The 21,986-nt window shown below is 53.2% G+C and carries 23 protein-coding genes; 13 read left to right on the top strand and 10 right to left on the bottom strand.

What is annotated here, in order from left to right; genetic code table 11:
• Positions 1-219 precede the first annotated feature (219 nt).
• The gene (gndA, locus tag WNY38_RS03225; protein WP_342855885.1) at positions 220-1,650 is read left to right on the top strand and encodes an NADP-dependent phosphogluconate dehydrogenase; all 1,431 of its coding nucleotides are present in this window, start codon (positions 220-222) and stop codon (positions 1,648-1,650) included.
• Positions 1,651-1,960: 310 nt separating this feature from the next.
• On the opposite strand, the gene hrpB is transcribed toward gndA, so the two are convergent.
• Complete coding sequence (gene hrpB, locus WNY38_RS03220; RefSeq protein WP_342855884.1) at positions 1,961-4,378, bottom strand: ATP-dependent helicase HrpB; 2,418 nt, start codon at positions 4,376-4,378, stop codon at positions 1,961-1,963.
• A gap of 160 nt (positions 4,379-4,538) precedes the next feature.
• Here hrpB and meaB point away from each other — a divergent pair, with 160 nt between their 5' ends.
• Both meaB and WNY38_RS03210 read left to right on the top strand, forming a co-directional pair.
• Positions 4,539-5,519, top strand: coding sequence for a methylmalonyl Co-A mutase-associated GTPase MeaB (meaB, locus tag WNY38_RS03215; RefSeq protein WP_342855883.1), 981 nt, complete (start codon positions 4,539-4,541; stop codon positions 5,517-5,519).
• A gap of 111 nt (positions 5,520-5,630) precedes the next feature.
• The gene (locus tag WNY38_RS03210; protein WP_342855882.1) at positions 5,631-5,939 is read left to right on the top strand and encodes a DUF1330 domain-containing protein; all 309 of its coding nucleotides are present in this window, start codon (positions 5,631-5,633) and stop codon (positions 5,937-5,939) included.
• 76 nt (positions 5,940-6,015) lie between these two features.
• Here the strand turns inward: WNY38_RS03210 and WNY38_RS03205 are convergent, their stop codons facing one another.
• Positions 6,016-6,666 carry a PEBP family protein gene (locus tag WNY38_RS03205; RefSeq protein ID WP_342855881.1) on the bottom strand — a complete coding sequence of 217 codons (651 nt, stop codon included), beginning with the start codon at positions 6,664-6,666 and terminating at the stop codon, positions 6,016-6,018.
• 330 nt (positions 6,667-6,996) lie between these two features.
• Here WNY38_RS03205 and rpmB point away from each other — a divergent pair, with 330 nt between their 5' ends.
• From rpmB to WNY38_RS03190, 3 genes are all read left to right on the top strand, one after another.
• Positions 6,997-7,284 (top strand): 50S ribosomal protein L28, encoded by a 288-nt coding sequence (gene rpmB / locus WNY38_RS03200; protein ID WP_342855880.1) that lies wholly within the window; start codon positions 6,997-6,999, stop codon positions 7,282-7,284.
• Between the two features lie 191 nt (positions 7,285-7,475).
• Positions 7,476-7,823 (top strand): hypothetical protein, encoded by a 348-nt coding sequence (locus tag WNY38_RS03195; protein ID WP_342855879.1) that lies wholly within the window; start codon positions 7,476-7,478, stop codon positions 7,821-7,823.
• Positions 7,824-7,870: 47 nt separating this feature from the next.
• Complete coding sequence (locus WNY38_RS03190) at positions 7,871-8,356, top strand: copper chaperone PCu(A)C (protein ID WP_342855878.1); 486 nt, start codon at positions 7,871-7,873, stop codon at positions 8,354-8,356.
• A 140-nt stretch (positions 8,357-8,496) separates the two neighbouring features.
• On the opposite strand, the gene WNY38_RS03185 is transcribed toward WNY38_RS03190, so the two are convergent.
• The 4 genes from WNY38_RS03185 to WNY38_RS03170 all read right to left on the bottom strand — a co-directional run bounded on the left by WNY38_RS03185 (position 8,497) and on the right by WNY38_RS03170 (position 11,010).
• Positions 8,497-9,096, bottom strand: coding sequence for a histidine phosphatase family protein (locus WNY38_RS03185; RefSeq protein ID WP_342855877.1), 600 nt, complete (start codon positions 9,094-9,096; stop codon positions 8,497-8,499).
• 130 nt (positions 9,097-9,226) lie between these two features.
• Positions 9,227-9,916: an NAD-dependent deacylase gene (locus tag WNY38_RS03180; RefSeq protein WP_342855876.1), complete on the bottom strand. Its 690-nt coding sequence runs from the start codon at positions 9,914-9,916 to the stop codon at positions 9,227-9,229.
• On the bottom strand, positions 9,913-10,689 hold the full coding sequence (locus WNY38_RS03175; RefSeq protein WP_342855875.1) for a DUF4336 domain-containing protein: 777 nt from the start codon (positions 10,687-10,689) through the stop codon (positions 9,913-9,915). The genes WNY38_RS03180 and WNY38_RS03175 overlap by 4 nt, the downstream gene beginning before the upstream one ends.
• Positions 10,690-11,010, bottom strand: a complete 321-nt coding sequence (locus tag WNY38_RS03170) for a hypothetical protein (protein ID WP_342855874.1) — start codon at positions 11,008-11,010, stop codon at positions 10,690-10,692.
• A gap of 449 nt (positions 11,011-11,459) precedes the next feature.
• Here WNY38_RS03170 and WNY38_RS03165 point away from each other — a divergent pair, with 449 nt between their 5' ends.
• From WNY38_RS03165 to WNY38_RS03145, 5 genes are all read left to right on the top strand, one after another.
• Positions 11,460-12,335, top strand: a complete 876-nt coding sequence (locus WNY38_RS03165; RefSeq protein WP_342855873.1) for a DUF2971 domain-containing protein — start codon at positions 11,460-11,462, stop codon at positions 12,333-12,335.
• A 111-nt stretch (positions 12,336-12,446) separates the two neighbouring features.
• The gene (gene lepA / locus WNY38_RS03160; RefSeq protein WP_342855872.1) at positions 12,447-14,246 is read left to right on the top strand and encodes a translation elongation factor 4; all 1,800 of its coding nucleotides are present in this window, start codon (positions 12,447-12,449) and stop codon (positions 14,244-14,246) included.
• A 368-nt stretch (positions 14,247-14,614) separates the two neighbouring features.
• The gene (locus tag WNY38_RS03155) at positions 14,615-15,514 is read left to right on the top strand and encodes a hypothetical protein (protein ID WP_342855871.1); all 900 of its coding nucleotides are present in this window, start codon (positions 14,615-14,617) and stop codon (positions 15,512-15,514) included.
• A 6-nt stretch (positions 15,515-15,520) separates the two neighbouring features.
• On the top strand, positions 15,521-16,051 hold the full coding sequence (locus tag WNY38_RS03150; protein ID WP_342855870.1) for a hypothetical protein: 531 nt from the start codon (positions 15,521-15,523) through the stop codon (positions 16,049-16,051).
• A gap of 171 nt (positions 16,052-16,222) precedes the next feature.
• The gene (locus tag WNY38_RS03145) at positions 16,223-16,360 is read left to right on the top strand and encodes a CTP synthetase (protein ID WP_342856080.1); all 138 of its coding nucleotides are present in this window, start codon (positions 16,223-16,225) and stop codon (positions 16,358-16,360) included.
• Here the strand turns inward: WNY38_RS03145 and WNY38_RS03140 are convergent, their stop codons facing one another.
• Positions 16,361-16,705 (bottom strand): type II toxin-antitoxin system Phd/YefM family antitoxin, encoded by a 345-nt coding sequence (locus tag WNY38_RS03140; protein WP_342855869.1) that lies wholly within the window; start codon positions 16,703-16,705, stop codon positions 16,361-16,363.
• 151 nt (positions 16,706-16,856) lie between these two features.
• Positions 16,857-17,645: an alpha/beta fold hydrolase gene (locus tag WNY38_RS03135; protein ID WP_342855868.1), complete on the bottom strand. Its 789-nt coding sequence runs from the start codon at positions 17,643-17,645 to the stop codon at positions 16,857-16,859.
• 52 nt (positions 17,646-17,697) lie between these two features.
• On the opposite strand from WNY38_RS03135, the gene WNY38_RS03130 reads away from it, so the two are divergent.
• Positions 17,698-18,069, top strand: coding sequence for a hypothetical protein (locus WNY38_RS03130; RefSeq protein WP_342855867.1), 372 nt, complete (start codon positions 17,698-17,700; stop codon positions 18,067-18,069).
• Between the two features lie 117 nt (positions 18,070-18,186).
• On the opposite strand, the gene glyA is transcribed toward WNY38_RS03130, so the two are convergent.
• Positions 18,187-19,482 (bottom strand): serine hydroxymethyltransferase, encoded by a 1,296-nt coding sequence (glyA, locus tag WNY38_RS03125; RefSeq protein ID WP_342855866.1) that lies wholly within the window; start codon positions 19,480-19,482, stop codon positions 18,187-18,189.
• A 288-nt stretch (positions 19,483-19,770) separates the two neighbouring features.
• Between glyA and WNY38_RS03120 the strand changes: the two genes are divergently transcribed.
• On the top strand, positions 19,771-20,529 hold the full coding sequence (locus WNY38_RS03120; RefSeq protein ID WP_342855865.1) for an NAD kinase: 759 nt from the start codon (positions 19,771-19,773) through the stop codon (positions 20,527-20,529).
• Positions 20,530-20,575: 46 nt separating this feature from the next.
• On the opposite strand, the gene WNY38_RS03115 is transcribed toward WNY38_RS03120, so the two are convergent.
• The gene (locus WNY38_RS03115) at positions 20,576-21,982 is read right to left on the bottom strand and encodes a sigma-54 dependent transcriptional regulator (RefSeq protein WP_342855864.1); all 1,407 of its coding nucleotides are present in this window, start codon (positions 21,980-21,982) and stop codon (positions 20,576-20,578) included.
• Positions 21,983-21,986 lie beyond the last annotated feature (4 nt).

Genomic DNA, 21,986 nt, shown 5'->3' with positions numbered 1-21,986 from the left:
CCCCAAAGAATCAACAATCTGCGATTTCCCAAAGCCTTGTTGCCCGATTTTGTGGCGTGCAGTGCCTGATTTTGTGGCATACTTTGGTACACAATTTGCTGAACTTGGGCAGAGCGGGCATGGCAATTCCCTATGTCATACGCTAACATATTAAGCATGACAAAATGCAAGCGACGCACGATTGAGCTGTCGCCGACACAATATGAAAGTGAATGACATATGGCACAAGCGCGCATCGGCCTGATCGGCCTTGGCGTTATGGGCGCAAACCTTGCGCTCAATATTGCTGAAAATGGGTTTCCTGTTGCAGTTTACAATCGCACGGGCTCGGTGACGGACGGTTACATCGCCTCCGCTGGCGATCTCGCAAAAAACTTGGTGCCGACGAAAACACTTGAAGATCTCGTGGCCTCGCTGACCAAACCCCGCGCCATTATCATCATGGTGCAAGCGGGTGGTGCTGTGGATTCCGTCATCGAAGGTCTGACGCCGCTGCTCGACAAAGGTGACATGATCATCGACGCGGGCAATGCCAACTTCCACGACACCCGCCGCCGCGATGCAGCCCTGTCTACCAGCGGTCTGAATTTCATCGGCATGGGTGTGTCGGGCGGTGAAGAGGGCGCGCGTCACGGTCCATCTATCATGGTTGGCGGCGACAAGACCTCCTTTGAGGTCATTCGCGACATCTTGGAAGCGATCTCTGCCAAGCACGACGGCGCGCCTTGTGCCGATCACTTTGGTCCAGATGGCGCAGGCCATTTCGTTAAAACTGTGCACAACGGTATTGAGTACGCCGACATGCAAATGATCGCCGAAGTTTACGGCCTCTTGCGCGATGGCGCAGGCCGCTCTGCTGCCGATATCGGCAAGTTGTTCGAGACTTGGGATCAAGGTCAGTTGAAGTCTTATCTCGTCGAAATCTCCGGCAAAGTGCTGCAGACAATTGACGAAAAATCCGGTCAGCCGATCGTTGACATCATCGTCGATAAAGCCGGCCAAAAAGGCACAGGCCGCTGGACAGCCATCGAAGCCTTATCTTTGGGTCAGTCCCCTTCCACGATTGAGGCTGCTGTTGCGGCGCGCTCTTGGTCTGCGGTCAAAGACACGCGTATCGCGGGCGAAAAACTCTTCGCCGATCTTGAAATGGATACGGCTGCGGCCCCTACCATTTCAGACGATGATCTGGAAAAAGCCCTTTTGGCGGCTAAAATTATCGCTTATGACCAAGGGCTTAACCTCTTGTCTGCAGCCTCTGATGAATACGACTGGGATCTGGATCTTGCCAGCTGTGCTGAAGTTTGGCGCGAAGGCTGCATCATTCGCTCTTCTATGCTAGACGAAATGGCCTCTGCCGTGCGCGAAGGTCTGCCCCATGGCAACTTGATTTTTGCACCGCGCTTTGCGCAGCGTATCGTTGATGGCGCCTCCGCTTTGCGTCATGTCGTGGCCTCGGCCGCGTTGCAAGGCCTGCCTGTGCCTGCCTTTGCTGCCGCACTCGCGTACTTTGACACCATGCGCCAAGGCCGTGGCACCACCGATTTGGTACAAGGCCAACGCGATTTCTTTGGCGCGCATGGTTTCGTCCGTGTGGACACTGGCGAAGAAAATCAGCACGGCCCATGGGCCTCAGACATCGCGCATTCCTAAGCGTATCAGTCTTATAAACGATCAAAAGCGCGGGGCTCGTCCCGCGCTTTTTTCATGTCTGATTTCTCAAGGACCTACTGATACTCAAAAGAGGTCAACTGCTTAGGTTTAAAGCATATTCTGTCTAAGACTGCCCGCCGCATTCCCATCCAGACCCCCTGATTTACGTTAACCTTAACCAGATTAACCTTAACGTTGGTTAAGGTTAATGCTCTGTCATAAAACGCAGTATAGGTCTTAATGCGCTGTCACATTTGTACGCGCTCGCCTGTCATAGTCTTTACTAAACCCTTACTTAACGCACCTTGCGTCACGTTCCGCGGCGTTTGGCGCGCAGGGTCGGGTCAGCAACTGTCGGGTCTTCTGGCCAAGGGTGACGCGGATATTGTCCACGCATGTCTTTGCGCACATCCGCGTAAGAGGTTTTCCAAAAATTCGGGATGTCCATCGTCACCTGCATTGGGCGATGCGCGGGCGAGGTTAAAACCACTTTCAACGGCACATGACGCGGCCCCACAGTTGGGTGGCGCGTGGTGCCAAACATCTCTTGAATACGCGCGGTGATTTCGGGGTGCTCGCCTGAATAGTCAATGGGCAGCTTGCGCCCCATGGGGCTGGTAAAAGACCCAGGGACTTCGGTGTCGAGGCGGTTCATTTGTGACCAATCCAGCATTGCGCGCAGGGCCTCGGTGGTGTCAAACCCGCGCAAAGCCCCTTCGGTTTTGGCGCCTTTAAGATGCGGCAAAAGCCAGTCTTCCAATGTGTTCAAAAGCGTCTCGTCGGACATGTCTGGATAGTCATCGCCCATCAGCGCCACACGGGCCGCAAAGCGCCGCGCCGCTGCCGTCCACGGTACGCCCATTTGGCGGATGCCGTCCAAAGCCCCAAGGGCGATCGCCGCACTTGGCGCATCTTTCCAAGGGCGATCATCCAAAATAAGCGCGCCAAACATTTCACGCTGACGCGCCACCACACGGCCCGCGCGTTTGTCCCAATGGCACAAATCGTGCCACGCGATTTGATCACTAAAAAGCCCGCGCAATTCGCTGTCACCCAGCGCCACAGCCTGTCTGATTTTGGCCTCTCGCGGGGCGCCGTCCGTATCGGTGATCACAATCAAACGCGTGGCGGCCATTGCATCGCCATCATCCATCACAGCACCCTTGCCACCAGACATGATATAGCGCGCTTGGTCGCCTTTGCGGCGCAATCCGATGCGGTCGGGATAGGCCAAAGCAGCCATTTCGCCCAAAGACATATCGGGGCCAGTGGGCAAGCCGTCGCGCAGGCGTTTGGCCTCGGTTTTGATCCGCTCAATTGCACCACGGTCCGCACGGGCGTCGCGATTTGATAGGGCAGAGAGCCTTAAGGCTAAATCCGCGCCTACCCCTCGCAGAGGGTCGCGTTCGTTCAATATTGCCGCCAGATTTGCAGCGCCTCTTCCCGATTTTTGCAGCATATGTGCAAGTCTCGGGTGCAGCGGCATGGCGGCGATTTTGCGACCGTGCGCGGTGATACGGTGCGCGGCATCAAGCGCGTCCAACCCGTGCAGCAAAGCGCGGGCCTCGGCCAATTGGCCGTGCGGCGGTGGGGTTAAAAACGCGAGTTCGGTTTCAGATGCGCCCCAAAGAGCCAGTTCCAAGGCCAAGCCGCTCAGGTCAGCGGCCTCGATTTCGGCGGGGGCAAACATCGGCATCGCGCCGTCTTCGCCGCGGGTCCATAGGCGGTAACAGATGCCGGTTGAAACGCGGCCCGCACGGCCTTTGCGCTGCTCGGCTTCGGCTTTTGAGGCGCGTTCGGTTACAAGGCGCGACATGCCAGAGCTTGGGTCAAATCGCGCGCGGCGCGACCGTCCGCCATCGACCACGATGCGCACATCTTCGATGGTCAAAGAGGTCTCAGCGATGGAGGTGGCCAGCACGATTTTACGGCCTGTTTTGCACGGCGCGATGGCAGCACGCTGCGCCTCAAACTTCATGGCCCCAAACAGGGGTCTGATGGCGCAGTCTTTCGGGACGCGGCCTGTAAGATGCTGTTCAACGCGGCGGATTTCGCCCTCACCAGGTAGAAACACCAAAGCGGATCCGTCTTGCGTGCTGACAGCTTGGATCACCAGATCGGCGATGGCTGCCTCGAAACGCGTGGTTTTGGGCACGGGTTTGTCGAGCCAGCGGGTCTCGACCGGAAAGGCGCGGCCCTCAGAGGTTACAATCGGTGCGCCGCCCAAAAGGTCGGCAACAGGCCCTGCATCCAAAGTGGCGGACATGACGACCAAGGCCAGATCGTCGCGCAAGGCCCCGCGCACCTCGACGATTAAGGCAAGGCCCAGATCGGCGTTCAAAGACCGTTCATGAAATTCATCGAAAATCACAGCGCCGATGCCTGTGAGTTCGGGATCCGATTGTAGCATTCGTGTAAGAATGCCCTCAGTTACGACTTCAATTCGGGTATTTTTGTTCGTTTTGTTCTCTCCGCGCATGCGGTAACCAACAGTCTGCCCCACAGGTTCGCCCAAGGTATCTGCCATACGTTCAGCGGCTGAGCGTGCAGCCAAGCGGCGTGGTTCCAGCATGATGATTTTGCCAGAAATAATTGGCAACAAAGCCAGCGGCACGCGTGTGGTTTTACCGGCACCGGGCGGGGCCATCAGCACAGCTTGGCCATGGGTTTGCACAGCGCTTACAAGCTCGGGCAAAACAGTATCAATGGGTAGGATCGTTTGGGTCATGGCTCTTTATGCGGGATTGGTTTGCGAAGGGAAAGAGGCCAACTGGCGCTTGAGTTTTGCGGGCTTTACCAAATGCCGCAGGCGGGCAATGCTGTCTGGACAGCGGACTGCCATGCAGGGCACACTCGGCAAAATTGCGTAGGAGATGCTGGACTTCGGTATGGATATTCAAGAACTAGCGGCAAATCTTTTGGCGGGCGACAGACGATCTTTGGCGCGGGCGATCACTTTGGTGGAAAGTGGCCGCGACGATCACCGTGTGCAGGCGCTTGAGCTGATGGAATTGGTGCAAAAGTCCAAACGCGAGGCTTTGCGCATTGGGCTGTCCGGCACGCCCGGTGTGGGGAAATCGACGTTCATCGAGAGCTTTGGCATGATGCTGGTCGGCCGCGGGCTGAAGGTCGCTGTTTTGGCGGTTGATCCGTCGTCTGCGCGCACTGGCGGGTCCATTTTGGGCGATAAAACCCGTATGGAGCTGCTGACGCGGGAGAGAAATGCCTTTATCCGGCCCTCGCCGTCGCAAACGGAATTGGGCGGTGTGGCGCGGCGCACGCGTGAGGCGACGCTTTTGTGCGAGGCGGCGGGCTATGATGTGGTGCTGATTGAAACGGTGGGCGTGGGGCAATCGGAAACAGTTGTGGCGCAAATGTCTGATCTGTTTTTGCTGCTGCTGGCGCCTGCGGGCGGGGATGAGTTGCAGGGTGTCAAACGCGGCATCATGGAGATGGCCGATTTGATTTTGGTCAACAAAGCCGATGGCGATTTGAAGGCGGCCGCACAGCGCACCCGCGCCGATTATGCGGGCGCTTTGCATTTGCTGCGCCGCCGCCCACAAGACCCCGATGGGTTTCCCAAGGCCGCGACTGTGTCTGCGATTGAGGACGCGGGTTTGGCTGAGGCTTGGGATGATATGCAGGCCCTCGTGGAGTGGCGTAAAACGCAAGGCTATTACGCCCAGACCCGCGCAGATCAAGCGCAATATTGGTTTGTGCAAGACATTCGCAATGGGCTTTTGGGGCAACTGGACCGCGAGCCTTTGAAATCAGCGATCAAAGGTTATGCAGCGCAAGTGTCCGAAGGCGAAATTTCTGCCAGTTTTGCAGCGCAAACGGTGTTGGATGCGTTGAAAGGTTTGCCTTGAAAGGGATGGCTGCCTTAGCGTATCCTTGTTATGTTTTGTTCGCAGAAAATAGATGGCATGGCCGTGCGGCAATGTGGGTATTGGGTTGTATTTTGAGATTGGGAAGAATTTATGTCTGTTAAAGTTATTGCACTGGTTACGATTAACGACGATCAACCGATGGCGTTGGCAACCTACCTTGCGGCAACAGGACCATTACTTGAAGCTGTGGGTGCCAAAATTATTCAACGTTTTTCAGTACAAGAGGTGGTCGTGGGGCGCAAGCCTGCGCAATCTGTGATGATTGTCGAATACCCCAATCGGCAAGCCGTGGACGCGGTGTTTGGCAGTCAGATTTACCAAGATATTGTGCCCATTCGCGACACAGCCTTTTCGACATATAATGTGTCAGTGGCCTCGATGGAGACAGATGTCGCGTAAAACATCTGTCAGGCGTTGAGGTCTTGGGGCAAAAAATGGCCTCTATGTCTTGCCTCAACGCCCTTCAAAACAAGCTTTAGTTGATCACAGCACGGCACAGTACAGTGTTGTCTGTTTCCAAATCCGTCCCCCAAATCAACTGCGCGGCCGCGTCCCATGTCACCTCTTCATAGCCGTCTTTGGGGCGTACAGCGCTTTCGGACCATTCCGTTGCCGCTTGCCAGTCCGAGGCGTCAAAATCTGCAGTGTCCCAACCTGTTGGTGTGTCTGTGGTCTCAAACCCGCAAGCGCCTGATCCGGCCACGGGATTGTCCTCGGAGGCGCAGGACTTTTGCAGGGGCGCCATATGGGTGACCAAGCATGACCAGCTGGCGTCGCTCACAGATACGATGTCACCGCCCGCGTCTTTGATCTGGAAAATGATGCCGCCGTCGCCCATCTGCTGACGGCCTGTGCCGATGTATTCTAGGCCTGTGTCGTTTTCTTTGAAATCCTTGGCCGTGACGCCGATCACGAAGGGGCGCGTGGCCTCAAACGTAAACTGTTCGGCGTTGAACGAGCGCTCCGTGGTGATAGGGACCGAATCTTCGGCCACTTGGGTGCCATTGACGGACATGGAAAACCAATTGTCGGCCCAAACATCGGCTGAAAAGGTCTCGGCCTGAGCGCCAAATGCGGTGAGAGTTGAAAGAATCGCGGCGGTGGTCGTGATACGTGCGAAGGTCATGGAGGATCCCTTTTATGTCTGTTCACCTTTATATACGCAGAGGCGGCAGAGTTCTGTCGCGTAAAATCTGTCTAAATGCACTAAAGATAAGGGGGCAGGGGCGTGCGAGGTCTTGACGACTCTTTCGATTCCTCCTATTCACCCGAAACTGAATTTCGGGCTCCGTTTTTTTGAACAGGCCCTTGGCTATTGAAATCAGTCTTATTTGTCGGCTTTTGAACGCGGGGTCTTGCACCTTTGTCGCCAAACCGTCATACGGGCGCGAATGATATAGACGACGAACAATTTCTAGGACGCGCCGCGTCTTGGTACCTAAACGAGGATGAACCCATGGCACGCCGCTGCGAATTGACTGGTAAAGGCCCAATGTCTGGCAACAATGTCAGCCACGCTAAAAACCGTACACGCCGCCGTTTTCTTCCGAACCTCAACGACGTGTCGCTGATGTCGGAAGCTCTCGGTCGCACTTTTAAACTGAAAATCTCTGCAGCTGCGCTGCGCTCCGTCGATCACCGTGGTGGTTTTGACGCGTTTTTGGCGAAAGCCAAAGATGAAGAGCTCTCTGCATCTGCATTGAAAATCAAAAAAGACATCGCGAAAGCTCAAGCCGCCGCTTAAGCCTTCTCGGAAGCCCTCTTTTGGCTGTCTTGACTGATTGAAACCCCGCTGGTTTTCCATGCGGGGTTTTCCCATGTGCGCGTGTCGCACGCATAGATTGGGGCAAGCGCCCCAAGCGCAGATCGGCTTACCGGTCAAAACGCTGCAAAATGTCGCTTTTCAATCTCGCGCCTTAGGCGGTATCAAGCGACATGCGTTTGTTGAAACCGATACTGGCCTTTGTCTTTGCCGCTGTGATCATTGCCACCTCTGGGGCGATGGCATCCGCGCGTGGCATGGCCCGCGATGCCTCTGGCGAGATGGTATTGTGTCTGGGCACTGGCTCGGTCACGGTTTTGATGGATGCGGATGGACAGCCCTTGGGCGCAGCACATTTTTGCCCCGACTGTGCGCTGGCATCATTGGCTGTGGCAGCCGCAGATGAGACGGCTCAGCTGCCCCTTGTCATCATCTCTGAGGTGTATGTCGCGCCTCATATTGCCCCAGTCGCGCCCTTCATGGGGTTTGGTGCGTCAGCGCGCGATCCTCCTGTTGGTTGAATATCGCCTTCATATCTAAAGATAATTTCAAATATTAGGAGGACACCATGTCCCTTAAATCCACACTTCTGGGCGGTTTCACCGCTATTCTTTTCGCGCTGCCTGCTGTGGCAGATATCACAATTGAGGACGCCTATGCGCGCTCCTCTGGTCCGTCGGCGAAAACAGGTGCCGCGTTTTTCGTGATCAAAAATACCAGCGCCGAAGAAGACCGCCTGATCGGGGCAACATCTGACGTGGCCAAAGTGGTCGAGTTGCACACCCATATCGAAGAAGACGGCATTATGAAAATGCGCAAAGTTGACGACGGCTTCGACGTGCCCGCCATGGGCGCGCATGCTTTGCAGCGCGGTGCGGATCACGTGATGTTCATGGGGTTGAATGCGCCAATGGTGCAAGGCGAGACATTTGATGTCACGCTGACGTTTGAGAACTCAGGCGACATCACCATAACAGTGCCTGTCGATCTGGAGCGCACGCCTGAGCAGGGTGCTATGGCGATGGATAAGGATAAAATGGACCACGCAAAATAGGCTGTTCTAAGCCATCAAACTCTACGCAGCGGCGCTCTTCGGGGCGCCGTTTTGCGTCAGCGTTATGGCGGCCTCAGTGTCAAAAAAAGAATTCATACAACACACTGCGAAAGGCAGGTTTGAGCCCATAACTACATCGGTTAGCGACCACTTGCTTCAATCCAACTTTCGATGGTCTGCCAACGTTTTTTCGGTCGATCCTGCAAATCAGAAAACTCAAATATGCATCCGCCCCCACCCGGCCCTTGGTCATATTCACGGCTTATCTCACGTCCGGACAGGTGGCAAAACAATAGCGTTCCAACGCCGCCATGTCCGACAAACAAAATGTCTCCGACCGGGTTTTTGCGCAGGCTGTCTTCGACTTCGGCAACAATTCGGGTTTGGGCTTCTTGGGCGGTTTCCCAACCCCTTACACTCTTAGTCGGTTGCGCAAAGAATTGATCTGCAACGGTTTCGAACTCAGCTGGCGGCAAGAACCCAGTCGCGCTTCGATCATTTTCGTGCATCTTCTCACGGATTTCGAAGTCACACTCGATGGCAGAAACCAGCGGTGTTGCGGTTTCGATGGCCTTCGTCTCTGCACTACTCACTATGAGCTTCGTGTCGGCTAGAACGCCCGACTTCGCTAGCACATCAACGCGAGCTTTCCCGACTTCATTGAGTGACCATTCAGGAACTGGCGTACTTGGATCGACAGAAACTTGGGGGTGTGAAAGATATCTAATTGTCCTTTGCATAAGCTGCTTATTTCACATTGGTCAATGTCTGAAAAGTCCACATAGCAGACATCGAGACAATAAACATTACAGGGCGGCTGTAAGCTCAACCTGTGCGAGGGTCGGATCAATCGTGCGTAGCATCACGCCATCATCCGCGCAAAATCTCATCCACCCAAGCGGGCACGATATCGCTGGCTTTACCCTCGCGTTGCACGTCAAAGGGGGCGTTTGAGGCTTCTAAGTTCAACTCAAGCGTCTTGATCCCCAAGTGCCGCGCCATTTGGCCAAAGCCCGCAGCCGGATAGACCGTGCCAGAGGTGCCGATCGACACGAACAGATCGCTGTCCTCGATTGCGTCTTGGATCACGTCCATGTGGTAGGGGATTTCGCCAAACCAAACGATATCAGGTCGCGTTTTCGGCTGACCGCAAGACGGGCAGGGGTCTGCCACCTGCATCTCACGCGGGGCCGTCCAACGATGCGCGCAGGCGGCGCACAGCGCATCTTTTACCGCGCCGTGCATGTGAATCACCTGTTCAGCACCGCTGCGTTCCAACAGATCGTCAACATTCTGCGTCACCAAATACACAGGCGCGTTATGGTTTTTCTGTAGCTTTGCCAAGGCCTTGTGTGCCGCATTCGGCTGGGCCTCAGCCGCTTGCCTGCGCCGCTCGTTGTAAAACCGTTGCACCAGCTTAGGATCGCGCTGAAACGCTTCGGGCGTGGCCACATCTTCGACGCGGTGATCTTCCCACAGCCCGTCTGCGGCGCGAAAGGTGCGTAAACCGCTTTCCGCTGACAGGCCTGCGCCTGATAGAATAAAGATCGCGCCAGTCATGCGTCTTTGTCCTCGCCTTGCGCGTCGGCATCTTGCAGCCCCAGCCAGCGAAAGGCGCGTTTCAGCTCTGCCGTGCCGTCTTGGGTGTACCAACGCCCATGCGAAATGATCACGCGCTCCGGCGCCCAAGAAATCAGCTCTTGGATCACAGCGCGGGCTTTATTTTTGTTCTTGAACGTCATGCGCATGTCCAGCGGCGCTTTGCCGTCAGGGTCTGCGTTGCCTGCGAGTTTGAACAGCAGGGCTTTAAACTTGCCGACTTTATGCGGCTCAAAGTTCTCGATCAGATCGGTCAAAACCAACGTGCTTGACAGCTCGTGATAAAACACCACTTCGTGCAAAAACTTATGTCCGTGCACCACGCGTTGACGGATCGCGCTGGCCCAATCCCATGGGGCCTCGTCGGTCAAAACCTCGTGCTGAGGCACCTTGATGTTGTACTCTTGCGCCCGCGCTTGCACGCCTGGGGCGGCATAGACATTTGCATCGGGAAAACGCTTTTTCCATGTGGTCAAAGACACGTAATGCAGCGGGTTTGGCCCGATCAACCAGCGCACAGGACCGAGCGCTTCCAATTCGATCTGTAGCTCAGAATCAATCGCGATGGGCGAATGCACCCACAGGCCGACAGTGCGCGTGCCTTTGTCGATACGGATCACGGTCATGCGGGTGGGAAAGCCCACGCCGTAAAATTGCACAGGTGGGCCATCGGCGATCCAGATTTCGGGACCGATTTGCTTGAGCGTGCCAAGCGGCTCGTACAGCGCGCTCACCTAGCTGCTACAATGCTGGGCGGCGGTGGTGCCGAAATTCTTGTAGCGTATCCAAAAGGTCTCGTTCGATGGCCCGTCCGCTTGGCGCAGCTCTTGCGCTTTGTGGGGGTCTTTGAAAAACTTGGCCGCTTTGCGCTGGTCTGAATTTTTCAGTGTCAAATCAGCGGCTTTCTGGATGCATCCGCATAAAGCCTGATTGGCCGCTTTGCGATCAGAGGCATTGCAGGCCCGTTCAATTGCGTTTGCCGAAGCCTTGGCTGGGATCATCGCTGGACCTGTAAACGCGATGGATGCTGCCAGTATTAGAATTGTTTTTTTCATATCTCTGCCTTTCGCCAACACCGCCACGTCTTATGCGCGATCTGATGTGTGGTTTACCTATAGGGGCAGTATGCCTGAAAGCTGTGCGCATTTCAATTTCCAGTTTTGACGCTGAGCGACTGCAAGCTGAGGTTTGCCTATGTTCTGATGTGACTAGGAAAAACGCTTGATTGTAAGTGCCATCACGCGACCGCACGGGTGGGGGCGTAAAACGCTCCCGTCCTCTTTGTTAGATGCACGCCTTTGGCGTGACGGGCGGGTTTCTCTGACCTATCGTGCCTTTTCCCGTCGATGCCTTGGCATCGACACGCGACCGCCCGCCCCAAGGCGGGAGCGTTCCGCCCCCACCCGTGCGGTCACGTGGGGCGTGCGTGTTTTCGGCGTGATTGTTGCCGATAAACTGGATATACTAGCCATTTCAAAGAACGCTTAGTTTCAAGGATGTATTCATGACTAAATTGGACGAACCCCAAAAGCTGTACCGGTTTAGGTCCATCAAAAATGACGAGACAAATGATGGTTTTGATAGGGCCAAAGGTGAGATTGAAAATGCCATTTTGGGTAAGGTTTGGTTTTCAAAATTGGATTCTCAAAATGATCTGCTAGATTCGAATTTTGTAATAGAAAATTCAAGCGATGAAGAGTTTTCTGAAGCTATATCCGCATTCCAAAAAATCCATGGAATGAACACTTCGTTGTATGGGCCTAAAATATACGACAATAGACTTTGGAAAAATCGACCTTGGCCTAAAGCCAAAAAACGCGAAATGTACTGGCAGGAGTGCAAGGATAACTCTTTGTCATGGGTGGACCGATTTAGAAAGAGTTCGATTTGTTGTTTTAATCTTGATTTGGCCTCAATGGTCATGTGGGGGCTCTATTCTGACTGTCATCGCGGTTTTGTGCTAGAGTTTCAAGTGACTGACAACGAGCTGCCCGTCAATTTCATTTCCGATAGGGTTAAGTATTTCTCACAAAGACCAATTGTGCGGTCACACGAATTTGTTGAACATTCGGCGGCTCATTTGGAACAAAAAAATGGCACAAAACGCCACGTGCCGCCTGCATTTTTCGATACATCTGTAAGGGGTATTCTTCTGGGGCATAAGTCTGAGGAGTGGAAGTTTGAGCAGGAATATCGTTTTTCGGATATTGAAGGGAAAACCGGTTTCCAAGATTTGATAAAATGGAAACTGGTTCGCATCATCGTCGGCAAAAACACACCAAATAAAATTGAAGATTGTATACGATCATGTGCTGGCGATATTCCTGTTATACGTGCTCGTCTCCACAACACCGAGTATAAGGTTGTTGTTGGCGATTAGTCGGCAACCACATTTCGAGCGATCCCCCCATCAGGGCTTGCCAATCCCCCCTATTTCCCCCATAGAAATCAGCTAAATCTGACGTCCTTCATTTTGCGCTAAAGGCCTGACATGACCGAGCTTAAAAACATCCGCAACTTTTCCATTGTTGCTCATATCGACCACGGTAAATCGACTTTGGCGGATCGTCTGATCCAGTCCACCAACACGGTTGCCGACCGCGATATGAAGGCGCAGATGTTGGACAGTATGGACATCGAGCGCGAGCGGGGGATCACCATCAAGGCCAACTCTGTGCGCATCGAATACAAGGCGCTTGATGGCGAATTGTACATTCTCAACCTGATCGACACCCCTGGTCACGTGGATTTTGCCTACGAAGTGTCGCGCTCTATGCAGGCGGTCGAGGGGTCTTTGTTGGTCGTGGATGCCTCGCAAGGGGTTGAGGCGCAGACCTTGGCGAATGTCTATCACGCGCTGGACGCGGACCACGAAATCGTGCCTGTGTTGAACAAGGTCGATTTGCCAGCCGCAGACCCCGACCGCGTGCGTCAAAATATTGAGGACGTGATTGGCATCGACGCCTCTGAAGCGTTGGAAATTTCCGCCAAGACAGGCATCGGCATTCCGGCGGTTTTGGAAGCCATCGTCACCCGTCTGCCCGCCCCCAAAGGCGACCGCGATGCGCCGCTCAAAGCGATGCTGGTGGACAGTTGGTACGACAGCTATCTCGGCGTTGTGGTGATGATCCGCGTCATCGATGGCACGATCAAAAAACACGACAAAATCCGCATGATGCAAACCGGCGCGCAATACGGCGTCGACAAGTTGTCCGTGCTCAAGCCGCAGATGGTCGACATCCCCGAACTTGGCCCCGGCGAAATCGGCATCTTTACGGCCTCGATCAAACAGGTGCGCGACACCCGTGTGGGCGATACGATTACCCATGACAAGAAACCCTGCGCCGAGGCCTTGCCGGGCTTTAAACCTGCGCAGCCTGTGGTGTTCTGTGGTCTGTTTCCTGTGGACAGCGCCGAATTCGAAGACCTGCGCAACGCCATCGAAAAGCTGGCGCTCAATGACGCGTCTTTCTCCTCTGAAATGGAAACCTCTGCCGCGCTGGGCTTTGGCTTTCGCTGTGGCTTCCTTGGCCTGTTGCACCTCGAGGTCATCCGCGACCGTCTAGAGCGCGAATACGACATCGATCTCATCACCACCGCGCCTTCCGTGATCTACCATGTTCACATGAAAGACGGCACGATGATCGAAATGCACAACCCCGCAGACATGCCCGACATGACCTACGTGGATCACATCGAAGAGCCGCGCATCAAAGCCACCATCATGGTGCCCGATGAATACTTGGGCGACGTCCTGAAACTGTGCCAAGACCGTCGCGGCACGCAAATCGATCTGACATACGCTGGCACCCGCGCCATGGTCGTCTACGATCTGCCGCTCAATGAGGTGGTGTTCGACTTCTATGATCGCCTAAAATCCGTAACAAAAGGTTACGCCTCTTTCGATTACGTCATGACCAATTATCAACAAGACGAGCTGGTCAAAATGTCCATCCTCGTCAACGACGAACCCGTGGATGCGCTCTCCACCATGGTCCACCGCCAACGCGCTGACGCCCGTGGTCGTGGCATGTGTGAAAAGCTCAAAGAGCTCATCCCGCGTCACATGTTCAAAATCCCTATTCAGGCGGCCATCGGCGGCAAAGTCATCGCCCGCGAGACCCTAGCCGCCCTGCGCAAAGACGTGACCGCCAAATGTTACGGCGGTGATGCGACGCGTAAGAAGAAACTGCTCGAGAAGCAGAAAAAAGGGAAAAAGAAGATGCGCCAATTCGGGCGTGTAGAAATCCCGCAGCAGGCGTTTATTAACGCACTAAAAATGGATGATTAAGTCACGTCTTTGGGCGCAGCCCAAAACGTGACGAAAGTGCTGTGCGTGGCAGCTTATTTTTCAAGGAAAAATACGCGAGAGCGCACGGCGCTTTTAAAGAACCGGAACAGCGCAGGTCCGCACAACAGCGCAAGACCCTATCGTGGCAGCATAGTTTTCAAAGAAAACTGTGCGAGAGCGGTGGGGGCTTTTGGAACTGGAACGGTTTTTAGGTTTAGCGCTGGACGCTTCAAGGAATCCTCGCCATGTTGGTGGGGATTTTACGGCGAGCAGGACTGGTGAGCATTTAACAAATCAGTCTGCTGTTCTTAATGTGATATGTCTCCGGCTCATATTGCCACTGGAGGATTAAATTTGGGAGATGAGTTTTGGCCGATTTTTCAGTTGGATTACACGTTTACAGTCTAAAGCTTCGTACCAAAGGGAAAAATCACAGAATCGTACCTTTTGGAACTTCGACTGAGGGTGAGCTTCTGAGACGAGCGGTCGAGCTATTGATTAACCTACATACATCACCGACTATCGAGGGATCAATAATTCCACGCCCTTGGTATTTTGAAAATAAAAAAACAGATGGGTTTTCGACTTACGGCTTAATCAAATACGGAAGTTCGGGTTTTGAATCGACAATCGTTGATGGCAAGACGCGTGATGTAATGTATGATAAGAAGGCTACCGACTTAGATGTAATTCCAATTTACTATCATTTTTGGGTTCCGGACTCGGGTGATCAAGCTTTTTTGGCAATACAAACAATTGGACTTCGATCATGCGTAAACAAGGTCCAAGATGCATTATCTAAGTCTGTGCGCATGCTGAGCGATAGGCATGTAGTTGATCAAAATCCCATAAGTTTGGCAGATACTAAAACCTTTGGTAACGCCCCGGTCACGACATTGAGTTTCGTCCAGAGGGAGGTGTCATCGGATGCCGCTTCCAATGCGATATTTGAAAACCAAGTTTTCGATGTTGGCTATACTTTGAAATCACAACCTAAAGAAAATTTAGGGACGTTTTCTCAAGTTAAGCAAAAGCTTTTTGGGCGTACAAGTGATGATCAAATCGAAATAAATAATGATAGCTACAGCGAAGCTACTGCTTCGGTAAAAATTGGTGGGAAAATTAGAAGAGTTGTTATCCTAGGAGTTTCAAAAAACTCTGGTAAGATTGACATAACCGAACATGTCGATTGCGATTTGACTGGGCATCCGAAGTTTGACTCAATTCATGAGGAAACCAAAAATGTACTTAAAGACATTATGGCTTAGCCAGCTATGAATAAAATTAATATCGCAAGTATTGTCGTTGAGCATTTTGCGACGTTAACAGATGATCGCTCAGGTAAGGTTTCCTTGGCCGACTGCCTTACTTTTGTCGGGTTACCCCTTGTGTTCGCCGCAGTCGCATATTTCTCAAATTTACCCATGCCCTCAGGATTGACTTCAATTCTCGTCGCGATTTTTTCGATCTTTGCAGCTCTTCTTTTTAGTTCTCAAATAGCTCTTTACTCATTAATGCCCAGACGGCCTTGCAGGGTTAATGATGAAATTTTACACGAGAAACGATTGAAAAAATTTAAAAGACAAAAAGCGTTTTTCAAACAGGTTAACGCAAACACTTCATATCTAATTTTGATTGCAACCTGTTCGTTGTTAGCTTTCTTAATTTTGGAGGTCTTGCCTATCAGGAGTTCCATTGAAGGAGCAGTCATGACTTTTGTTGTTGCGCATTTTTTTCTTACTCTAATCTTGATGATAAAACGAACTTCGATTGCATTTAAAATTGGGCATGAACTTAGAGAGTAAACTGCGCATAGCTAAGTACGTCGTTTTTGGACCACGGTATAACCTAACGCTAAACCTCGACTGGGGACGTGTTTGCTCGCGCAAACCCGTTCGCGGCTAAAACGCTGTCTTACAGCGTTTTACCTTTCGGCACTTTAGGTGCCAAAAGGCCCCCGCTCATCCACCACCCTGATGGGTATCGGCATCATCATCGCTGTGGTCACGGGCAATGACACCCTGAACCCCATCCTGATCGCCGCCGCCATAGGCTTTGTCGCGGCCATTCCTGTGACGTGGATTGTGACCAAGAAAATCGTCGAGGCGATGTGATCACGGCCCGTCGTGCAGCGATTTCACCCAAGCCCAGAACCCACTCCAGCGCTTGTCTTGCCCCAACGCGCGGTAGGCGTCTTTGTCGGCTTTGATCGCCGCCAGTTCTTGTTTGATCTCGGGGTGCTCTGCACTAGCGTACAGGCCGGTTTTGGGATCCCTCGGGCCGTCTATTTCTTCGGCCACGGCGTCCCAAATGCGAAACAGATCGTCAAAGCTGATCAGTGCTGCCCGTGCGCGCCCATAGCGTTTCACGATCACCTGCGCCTCGCCCGATTCCACCTTGTCCAACAGCTCGGTCAGGCGCGGGCGAAAGTCGGTGGTTTTGACGGTGATATAGTCCATGGCGAAAATCCCCTTAAAAATCTTGAAAACATGTAAAGCGGGCAGGGGCAAAAGCGTTAAACTTTTGCAACCTTGTGCCTTAATGTCGTGCAAAACTTTAAAAGAACTCTCAGCACAGCGTGCGTAGCGCGCCTGCGTGAGGTTTGAGGTTCTAGTCGTCGTAGCGCGACAGCCAAGCGGTCAATGCCGCTTCAAATTCACGTGGTTTTTCCGCGTGCAACCAATGGCCTGTGTCGGGCAGTGAGGCAAATTTTGCCTTTGGAAACAACGACTTCGTCGCTGCGCGGTGGTCGCGCAACACGTAATCGCTGTTAGCCCCCGACAAAAAGAACGTGTCTTTGTCGAAAGCACCAGTCACGTCACCACCCAAATCATCTGGCCAACCAACGATTTTGGGCATCTCGTTCGCCAAAACTTGCAAGTTCAGCAACCAATTTTTGTCTTTAACAACAAGGCTTTGAAGCAAAAACGCCCGCACACCTGCGTCAGGAATATCCGCCGCCAAAAGCGCATCTGCGTCGGACCGTTTCTCAACCTTCGACAGATCCAAAGCCTGCATCGCATCGATCAACGGCTTGTTGGTATGCTCATAGGTAACCGGTGAAATATCCGCCACAATCAATGACTTAACCAGATCAGGATGGGACAGCGCCAACATCATCGACGCCTTGCCGCCCATGGAATGCCCCAAAACATGGGTGCCATTCGGCGCGCCGTGCACGCGTAAAACCTCGGCCAAATCGCCAGCCATATCCGCATAAGTCATTGAATCGGCGCAAAAACTTGTGCCGTGATTGCGCATATCAACCGCAATCACTTGACGGTCTTGCGACATCCGTTTCGCAATCACCCCCCAATTGCGCGCAGACCCAAACAGGCCGTGCACGATTAAAAAAGGTGTTTTTTCAGTGGCTTGGCCAGTTATGACAGTGTTCAACATAAGATATTGATACAAGCTTGGCGGCGCGGCGAAAACCCCCTAAAACACATCCATGGAAAACAGTATCGCTCAAAAATCCGACCACCTTGCCACGCTTATATCCGAGCGTTTGGGCATTCATACGGGCACCGGATTTGAGGCGAAATTACGCAAAGCAGGGCGTGCTTTGCCCCGTTGGGCCCGTCGCGACGGCGCGGTGATTGTTGATGCTATGGCCTTGGAAACACACCCAAAATTGGCGCGCACGATCAATCAAAAACCCGTCGATCGCGCCATCCGAAATCTCACGGGCCATTTGGAAAGTATCGATCCGTTCAAGCGTCGGATGGGGCGTTTTTTGGATTTTCTCGCTTTGATTGCTTTGATCGCGATTCTGATTTTCGGGGCCGTCGTGACGATCTTGGTTTGGCGTGGGCTGGTTTAAGTTTCTCGTGGGCCGTTCAGTATAGGGCCTCACGCCCCATCAGGTTGGCCCATAAGAACAGGTTGGCCCATAGGAAAAGGGGCCCGAGGGCCCCTTTAAAATCATAAAATCAATGCTTTACAGGTTTGGGTAAAGCGGAAATTTTTCTGTCAAAGCCTCGACTTTGGCGCGTACAGTGGCTTCGACTTCAGCGTTGCCGTCTTCGCCATTGGCGGCCAAACCATCAACAACTTCGACGATCCAATCCGCAATCAAGCGGAACTCAGCTTCACCAAAGCCGCGCGTGGTGCCCGCAGGGGTGCCAAGACGCACGCCAGACGTGATCATCGGTGGCTCAGGGTCAAACGGGATGCCGTTTTTGTTACAGGTGATGTGAGCGCGCTCAAGAGCCGCCTCAGTGATCTTGCCGTTCACGCCTTTGGGGCGCAGGTCAACGAGCAACACGTGGGTGTCAGTGCCGCCAGTGACAATATCAAGGCCACCTTTCATCAGTTGATCAGACAGCGCTTGCGCATTCAAGATCACCTGTTTGGCGTATTCTTTGAACTCAGGACGCAAGGCTTCACCGAACGCAACGGCTTTGGCTGCGATTACATGCATCAAAGGACCACCTTGGATGCCTGGGAAGATGGCAGAGTTGACCTTTTTGGCGATCTCAACATCGTTGGTCAGGATCATGCCGCCACGTGGGCCGCGCAAGGTTTTGTGGGTCGTTGTGGTTGCCACATCTGCATATGGGAACGGGGACGGGTGCTGACCACCAGCCACGAGGCCCGCAAAGTGCGCCATGTCGACCATGAGGATCGCGCCAACAGAATCAGCGATTTCGCGCATCTTCTTGAAATCGACCTGACGTGGGATCGCAGAGCCGCCCGCGATGAGCATCTTTGGTTTGTGCTCATTGGCGAGTTCTTGGATTTGATCGTAGTCGATGCGTTGGTCTTGCATGCGCACGCCGTATTGGATGGCGTTGAACCACTTGCCAGACTGGTTTGGCTTAGCGCCGTGGGTCAAGTGACCGCCAGCGTCAAGCGACATGCCGAGGATCGTATCACCAGGCTGCAAGAGCGCAGTGAAGACACCTTGGTTGGCTTGTGAACCAGAATTTGGCTGAACATTCACATACTTAACGTCGAACAACTCTTTCGCGCGATCACGGGCGAGGTTTTCTGCGATGTCCACATATTGGCAGCCACCATAGTAACGACGCCCAGGGTAGCCTTCGGCGTACTTGTTGGTGAGCACTGAGCCTTGGGCTTCCATGACGGCGGCAGAGACGATGTTCTCAGACGCGATCAATTCAATTTCATTGCGCTGACGGCCAAGCTCTTTTTGCATTGAGCCGAACAGTTCAGGATCGCGGGAAGACAGGCTTTCAGTGAAAAAACCGGCGTCACGTACATTGGTTGTCATGGTGTGCTCCTTGGCAGCAGGGGAGTGTTGCCGCGTGTTTAGCTAAATCGTTACACTTGGGAAACCCTCGTCGTGCGCATAATGATGATGAATGCGTTGTTTGGTGTCGATTTCGTCTCAGTGGGCGTGCAATTCCTGTTACTTCGTGTCGTGCGTCGTTGGGTGGAAAAAAAAGGATTAAATTTGTTAGGCTTCGAAAAACGCGTGAATTCTGCGCTGTGATTTGCTACCCACAGCTGTGCGCCAGTTCGGATTTCTTGCAGGCGCGTATGGATCGGACATAAAACTATGGTCAAAATAGCCCTTGCAGCCAGCGACGCACAAATCGCGCAACGCGCGTTAGAGCGCCTGTCTGCGAAATACCCGAGCGTTCCAGCGCAAGAGGCCGATTTGATCGTCGCTTTGGGCGGCGATGGGTTTATGTTGCAAACGCTGCACAGCACGATGCATTTGGACACGCCTGTCTACGGGATGAATTGCGGCACCGTTGGGTTTTTGATGAACGAGTTTCGCGAAGGCGATTTGATCGATCGGCTGACAGTGGCAGAAGAAGAGGTGATCCACCCTTTGTCGATGGTCGCACAAGATGGCGATGGCGTGCAGCATAATATGTTGGCGATCAATGAGGTGTCTTTGCTTCGCGCCGGCCCACAAGCCGCCAAGCTGCGGGTTTCGGTTGATGGCAAAGTCCGGATGGAAGAGCTTGTGTGTGACGGTGCGCTTTTGGCAACGCCTGCAGGATCAACAGCGTATAACTATTCTGCACGGGGACCTATTTTGCCCATTGGATCTGATGTTTTGGCGCTCACAGCTTTGGCCGCATTTCGCCCGCGCCGCTGGCGTGGTGCGTTGTTGCCCAATACAGCCAAGGTGCGTTTTGACGTGTTAGAGCGCAGTAAGCGCCCTGTGATGGCGGATGCAGACAGCCGGTCAGTACGTAACGTGGATTGGGTCGAAATCACTTCGGTGCCTAGCGTCAAACATCGCATCTTGTTTGATCCTGGCCACGGCCTTGAAGAACGCCTTTTGACCGAGCAGTTTGTCTGATTTCGCCGCAGGTTTTGGCCTACGTACCGGTTCAGCCGCTCGCAAGTCAGGATGAGTCTGTTTTACGCGGGCCACGGGCTGGGCATCCCCAAGATTCCAGTTTTCGGTAGATCGTTGACGGTGATACATCCAAGTATTTGGATGCGAGCGGTATAGAGCCGCCAGCTCGCGCAATAGCGATTTCGATGATTTCACGCTCAATCTGGGCTAATGTTTTGCCCTGTATATACTGTAAAAGATCGACCTTCGTAGGGTGCTGTTGGCTGTCCTCTTCCGACGCGAGACTTATGTTTTGCATGTGGCTCGGCATGTGTTGCAATTCGATAGCCTGATCATTGCCGACGACGACACAGTGCCACAGCAGATTCATTAGCTCACGAATGTTGCCAGGCCAACTGTAGCTGAGAAACTGCGACTTTGCTTCTTGTGACAACATGCGGGCAGGGCGTTTTTCCTTGGCGGCATATCTTATCACCATCGCCTCAGCGATTTCTATCACATCCAGCCCACGGTCACGCAGAGGCGGTAGATTGATCGGCACGACGTTCAAACGATAGTAAAGATCGGCTCTAAATTTTCCTAACTTGACCTGTTCAAGCGGTTCTTTGGAAGAAGAGCAAATGATGCGGATTTTCACGCGGCGTGGTTTGGCTGCTCCGTGCGGGGTGACACTGGATGTTTGGAGCAGCTGTAACAATTGCGCCTGCGCCGAAGACTCCAACTCGCAGACTTCGTCCAAGAACAACGTGCCGCCATGGGCTTGCTCTGCAGCGCCAATTTTTTCTACGTTGTGCCCGTTCAATGCGCCTGCAACATGACCGAAAATTTCAAATCCGGAGCGTCCGTCCGTCATTGCGCTGCAGTTGACGGGAATGAAGGGGCTGGCAGAGATAGCCGATAAAGCATGTATGGCCTTAGCGCATTGCGCTTTCCCTGTCCCGTTTTCACCCGTGATAAAGACGGTAGCGACAGAACCAGCGACAGCTCTGATCGTCTCGCAAACCGTCTTCATCGCATCGCTTGAGCCAATTAAGCCTCCAAGAGCCGGAGAATCGTGAAACATTTGTTTGGGGTCGACAGAATGATTGCGATCAGAACGAGCGTTGGTCACAGCGTTGAGCAAAGTCTGCGGATCTACGGGCTTTACGAGAAAGTCAAAAACGCCCAAACGCATGGCTTCAATCGCGCGGTCAACCGACGGATAGGCCGTGACGACGATCACTCTAATGTCTGAGTTTTGTGCACGCAACGTCGTGATTAAGTCATTCCCTGTTCCATCTGGCAGAACTAAATCTACCAAAGCTATTCTGGGCTTGTGCAAGGCTGCAAGTGCTATGGCCTCAGCTATGGAACGGGCACAAACAGTTTGGAATCCAGCGTCGTTCAGAGCTGAATTGTACAGTGTTATGTGGCTTTCATTGTCGTCGATGATCAAAATCGGAGTGTGTGGCATTCCA

It is taken from the genome of Pacificibacter sp. AS14, assembly GCF_038899935.1.
In the GTDB taxonomy this organism is placed as follows: Bacteria; Pseudomonadota; Alphaproteobacteria; order Rhodobacterales; family Rhodobacteraceae; genus Celeribacter.
The sequence above is the reverse complement of the archived record's forward strand: the minus strand, read 5'-3'. Positions and strand labels throughout refer to the sequence as shown.

What these genes read in the sequence shown, in the direction of transcription:
- WNY38_RS03185 (WP_342855877.1), bottom strand. Translation starts at nt 9,096, where the DNA reads ATGCAAAGGACAATTAGATATCTTTCACACCCCCAAGTTTCTGTCGAT.
- WNY38_RS03195 (WP_342855879.1), top strand. Translation starts at nt 7,476, where the DNA reads ATGCGTTTGTTGAAACCGATACTGGCCTTTGTCTTTGCCGCTGTGATC.
- WNY38_RS03180 (WP_342855876.1), bottom strand. Translation starts at nt 9,916, where the DNA reads ATGACTGGCGCGATCTTTATTCTATCAGGCGCAGGCCTGTCAGCGGAA.
- rpmB (WP_342855880.1), top strand. Translation starts at nt 6,997, where the DNA reads ATGGCACGCCGCTGCGAATTGACTGGTAAAGGCCCAATGTCTGGCAAC.
- WNY38_RS03210 (WP_342855882.1), top strand. Translation starts at nt 5,631, where the DNA reads ATGTCTGTTAAAGTTATTGCACTGGTTACGATTAACGACGATCAACCG.
- WNY38_RS03190 (WP_342855878.1), top strand. Translation starts at nt 7,871, where the DNA reads ATGTCCCTTAAATCCACACTTCTGGGCGGTTTCACCGCTATTCTTTTC.
- lepA (WP_342855872.1), top strand. Translation starts at nt 12,447, where the DNA reads ATGACCGAGCTTAAAAACATCCGCAACTTTTCCATTGTTGCTCATATC.
- WNY38_RS03120 (WP_342855865.1), top strand. Translation starts at nt 19,771, where the DNA reads ATGGTCAAAATAGCCCTTGCAGCCAGCGACGCACAAATCGCGCAACGC.
- WNY38_RS03115 (WP_342855864.1), bottom strand. Translation starts at nt 21,982, where the DNA reads ATGCCACACACTCCGATTTTGATCATCGACGACAATGAAAGCCACATA.
- meaB (WP_342855883.1), top strand. Translation starts at nt 4,539, where the DNA reads ATGGATATTCAAGAACTAGCGGCAAATCTTTTGGCGGGCGACAGACGA.
- WNY38_RS03150 (WP_342855870.1), top strand. Translation starts at nt 15,521, where the DNA reads ATGAATAAAATTAATATCGCAAGTATTGTCGTTGAGCATTTTGCGACG.
- WNY38_RS03135 (WP_342855868.1), bottom strand. Translation starts at nt 17,645, where the DNA reads ATGTTGAACACTGTCATAACTGGCCAAGCCACTGAAAAAACACCTTTT.
- WNY38_RS03140 (WP_342855869.1), bottom strand. Translation starts at nt 16,705, where the DNA reads ATGGACTATATCACCGTCAAAACCACCGACTTTCGCCCGCGCCTGACC.
- gndA (WP_342855885.1), top strand. Translation starts at nt 220, where the DNA reads ATGGCACAAGCGCGCATCGGCCTGATCGGCCTTGGCGTTATGGGCGCA.
- WNY38_RS03145 (WP_342856080.1), top strand. Translation starts at nt 16,223, where the DNA reads ATGGGTATCGGCATCATCATCGCTGTGGTCACGGGCAATGACACCCTG.
- glyA (WP_342855866.1), bottom strand. Translation starts at nt 19,482, where the DNA reads ATGACAACCAATGTACGTGACGCCGGTTTTTTCACTGAAAGCCTGTCT.
- WNY38_RS03205 (WP_342855881.1), bottom strand. Translation starts at nt 6,666, where the DNA reads ATGACCTTCGCACGTATCACGACCACCGCCGCGATTCTTTCAACTCTC.
- WNY38_RS03165 (WP_342855873.1), top strand. Translation starts at nt 11,460, where the DNA reads ATGACTAAATTGGACGAACCCCAAAAGCTGTACCGGTTTAGGTCCATC.
- WNY38_RS03130 (WP_342855867.1), top strand. Translation starts at nt 17,698, where the DNA reads ATGGAAAACAGTATCGCTCAAAAATCCGACCACCTTGCCACGCTTATA.
- WNY38_RS03170 (WP_342855874.1), bottom strand. Translation starts at nt 11,010, where the DNA reads ATGAAAAAAACAATTCTAATACTGGCAGCATCCATCGCGTTTACAGGT.
- hrpB (WP_342855884.1), bottom strand. Translation starts at nt 4,378, where the DNA reads ATGACCCAAACGATCCTACCCATTGATACTGTTTTGCCCGAGCTTGTA.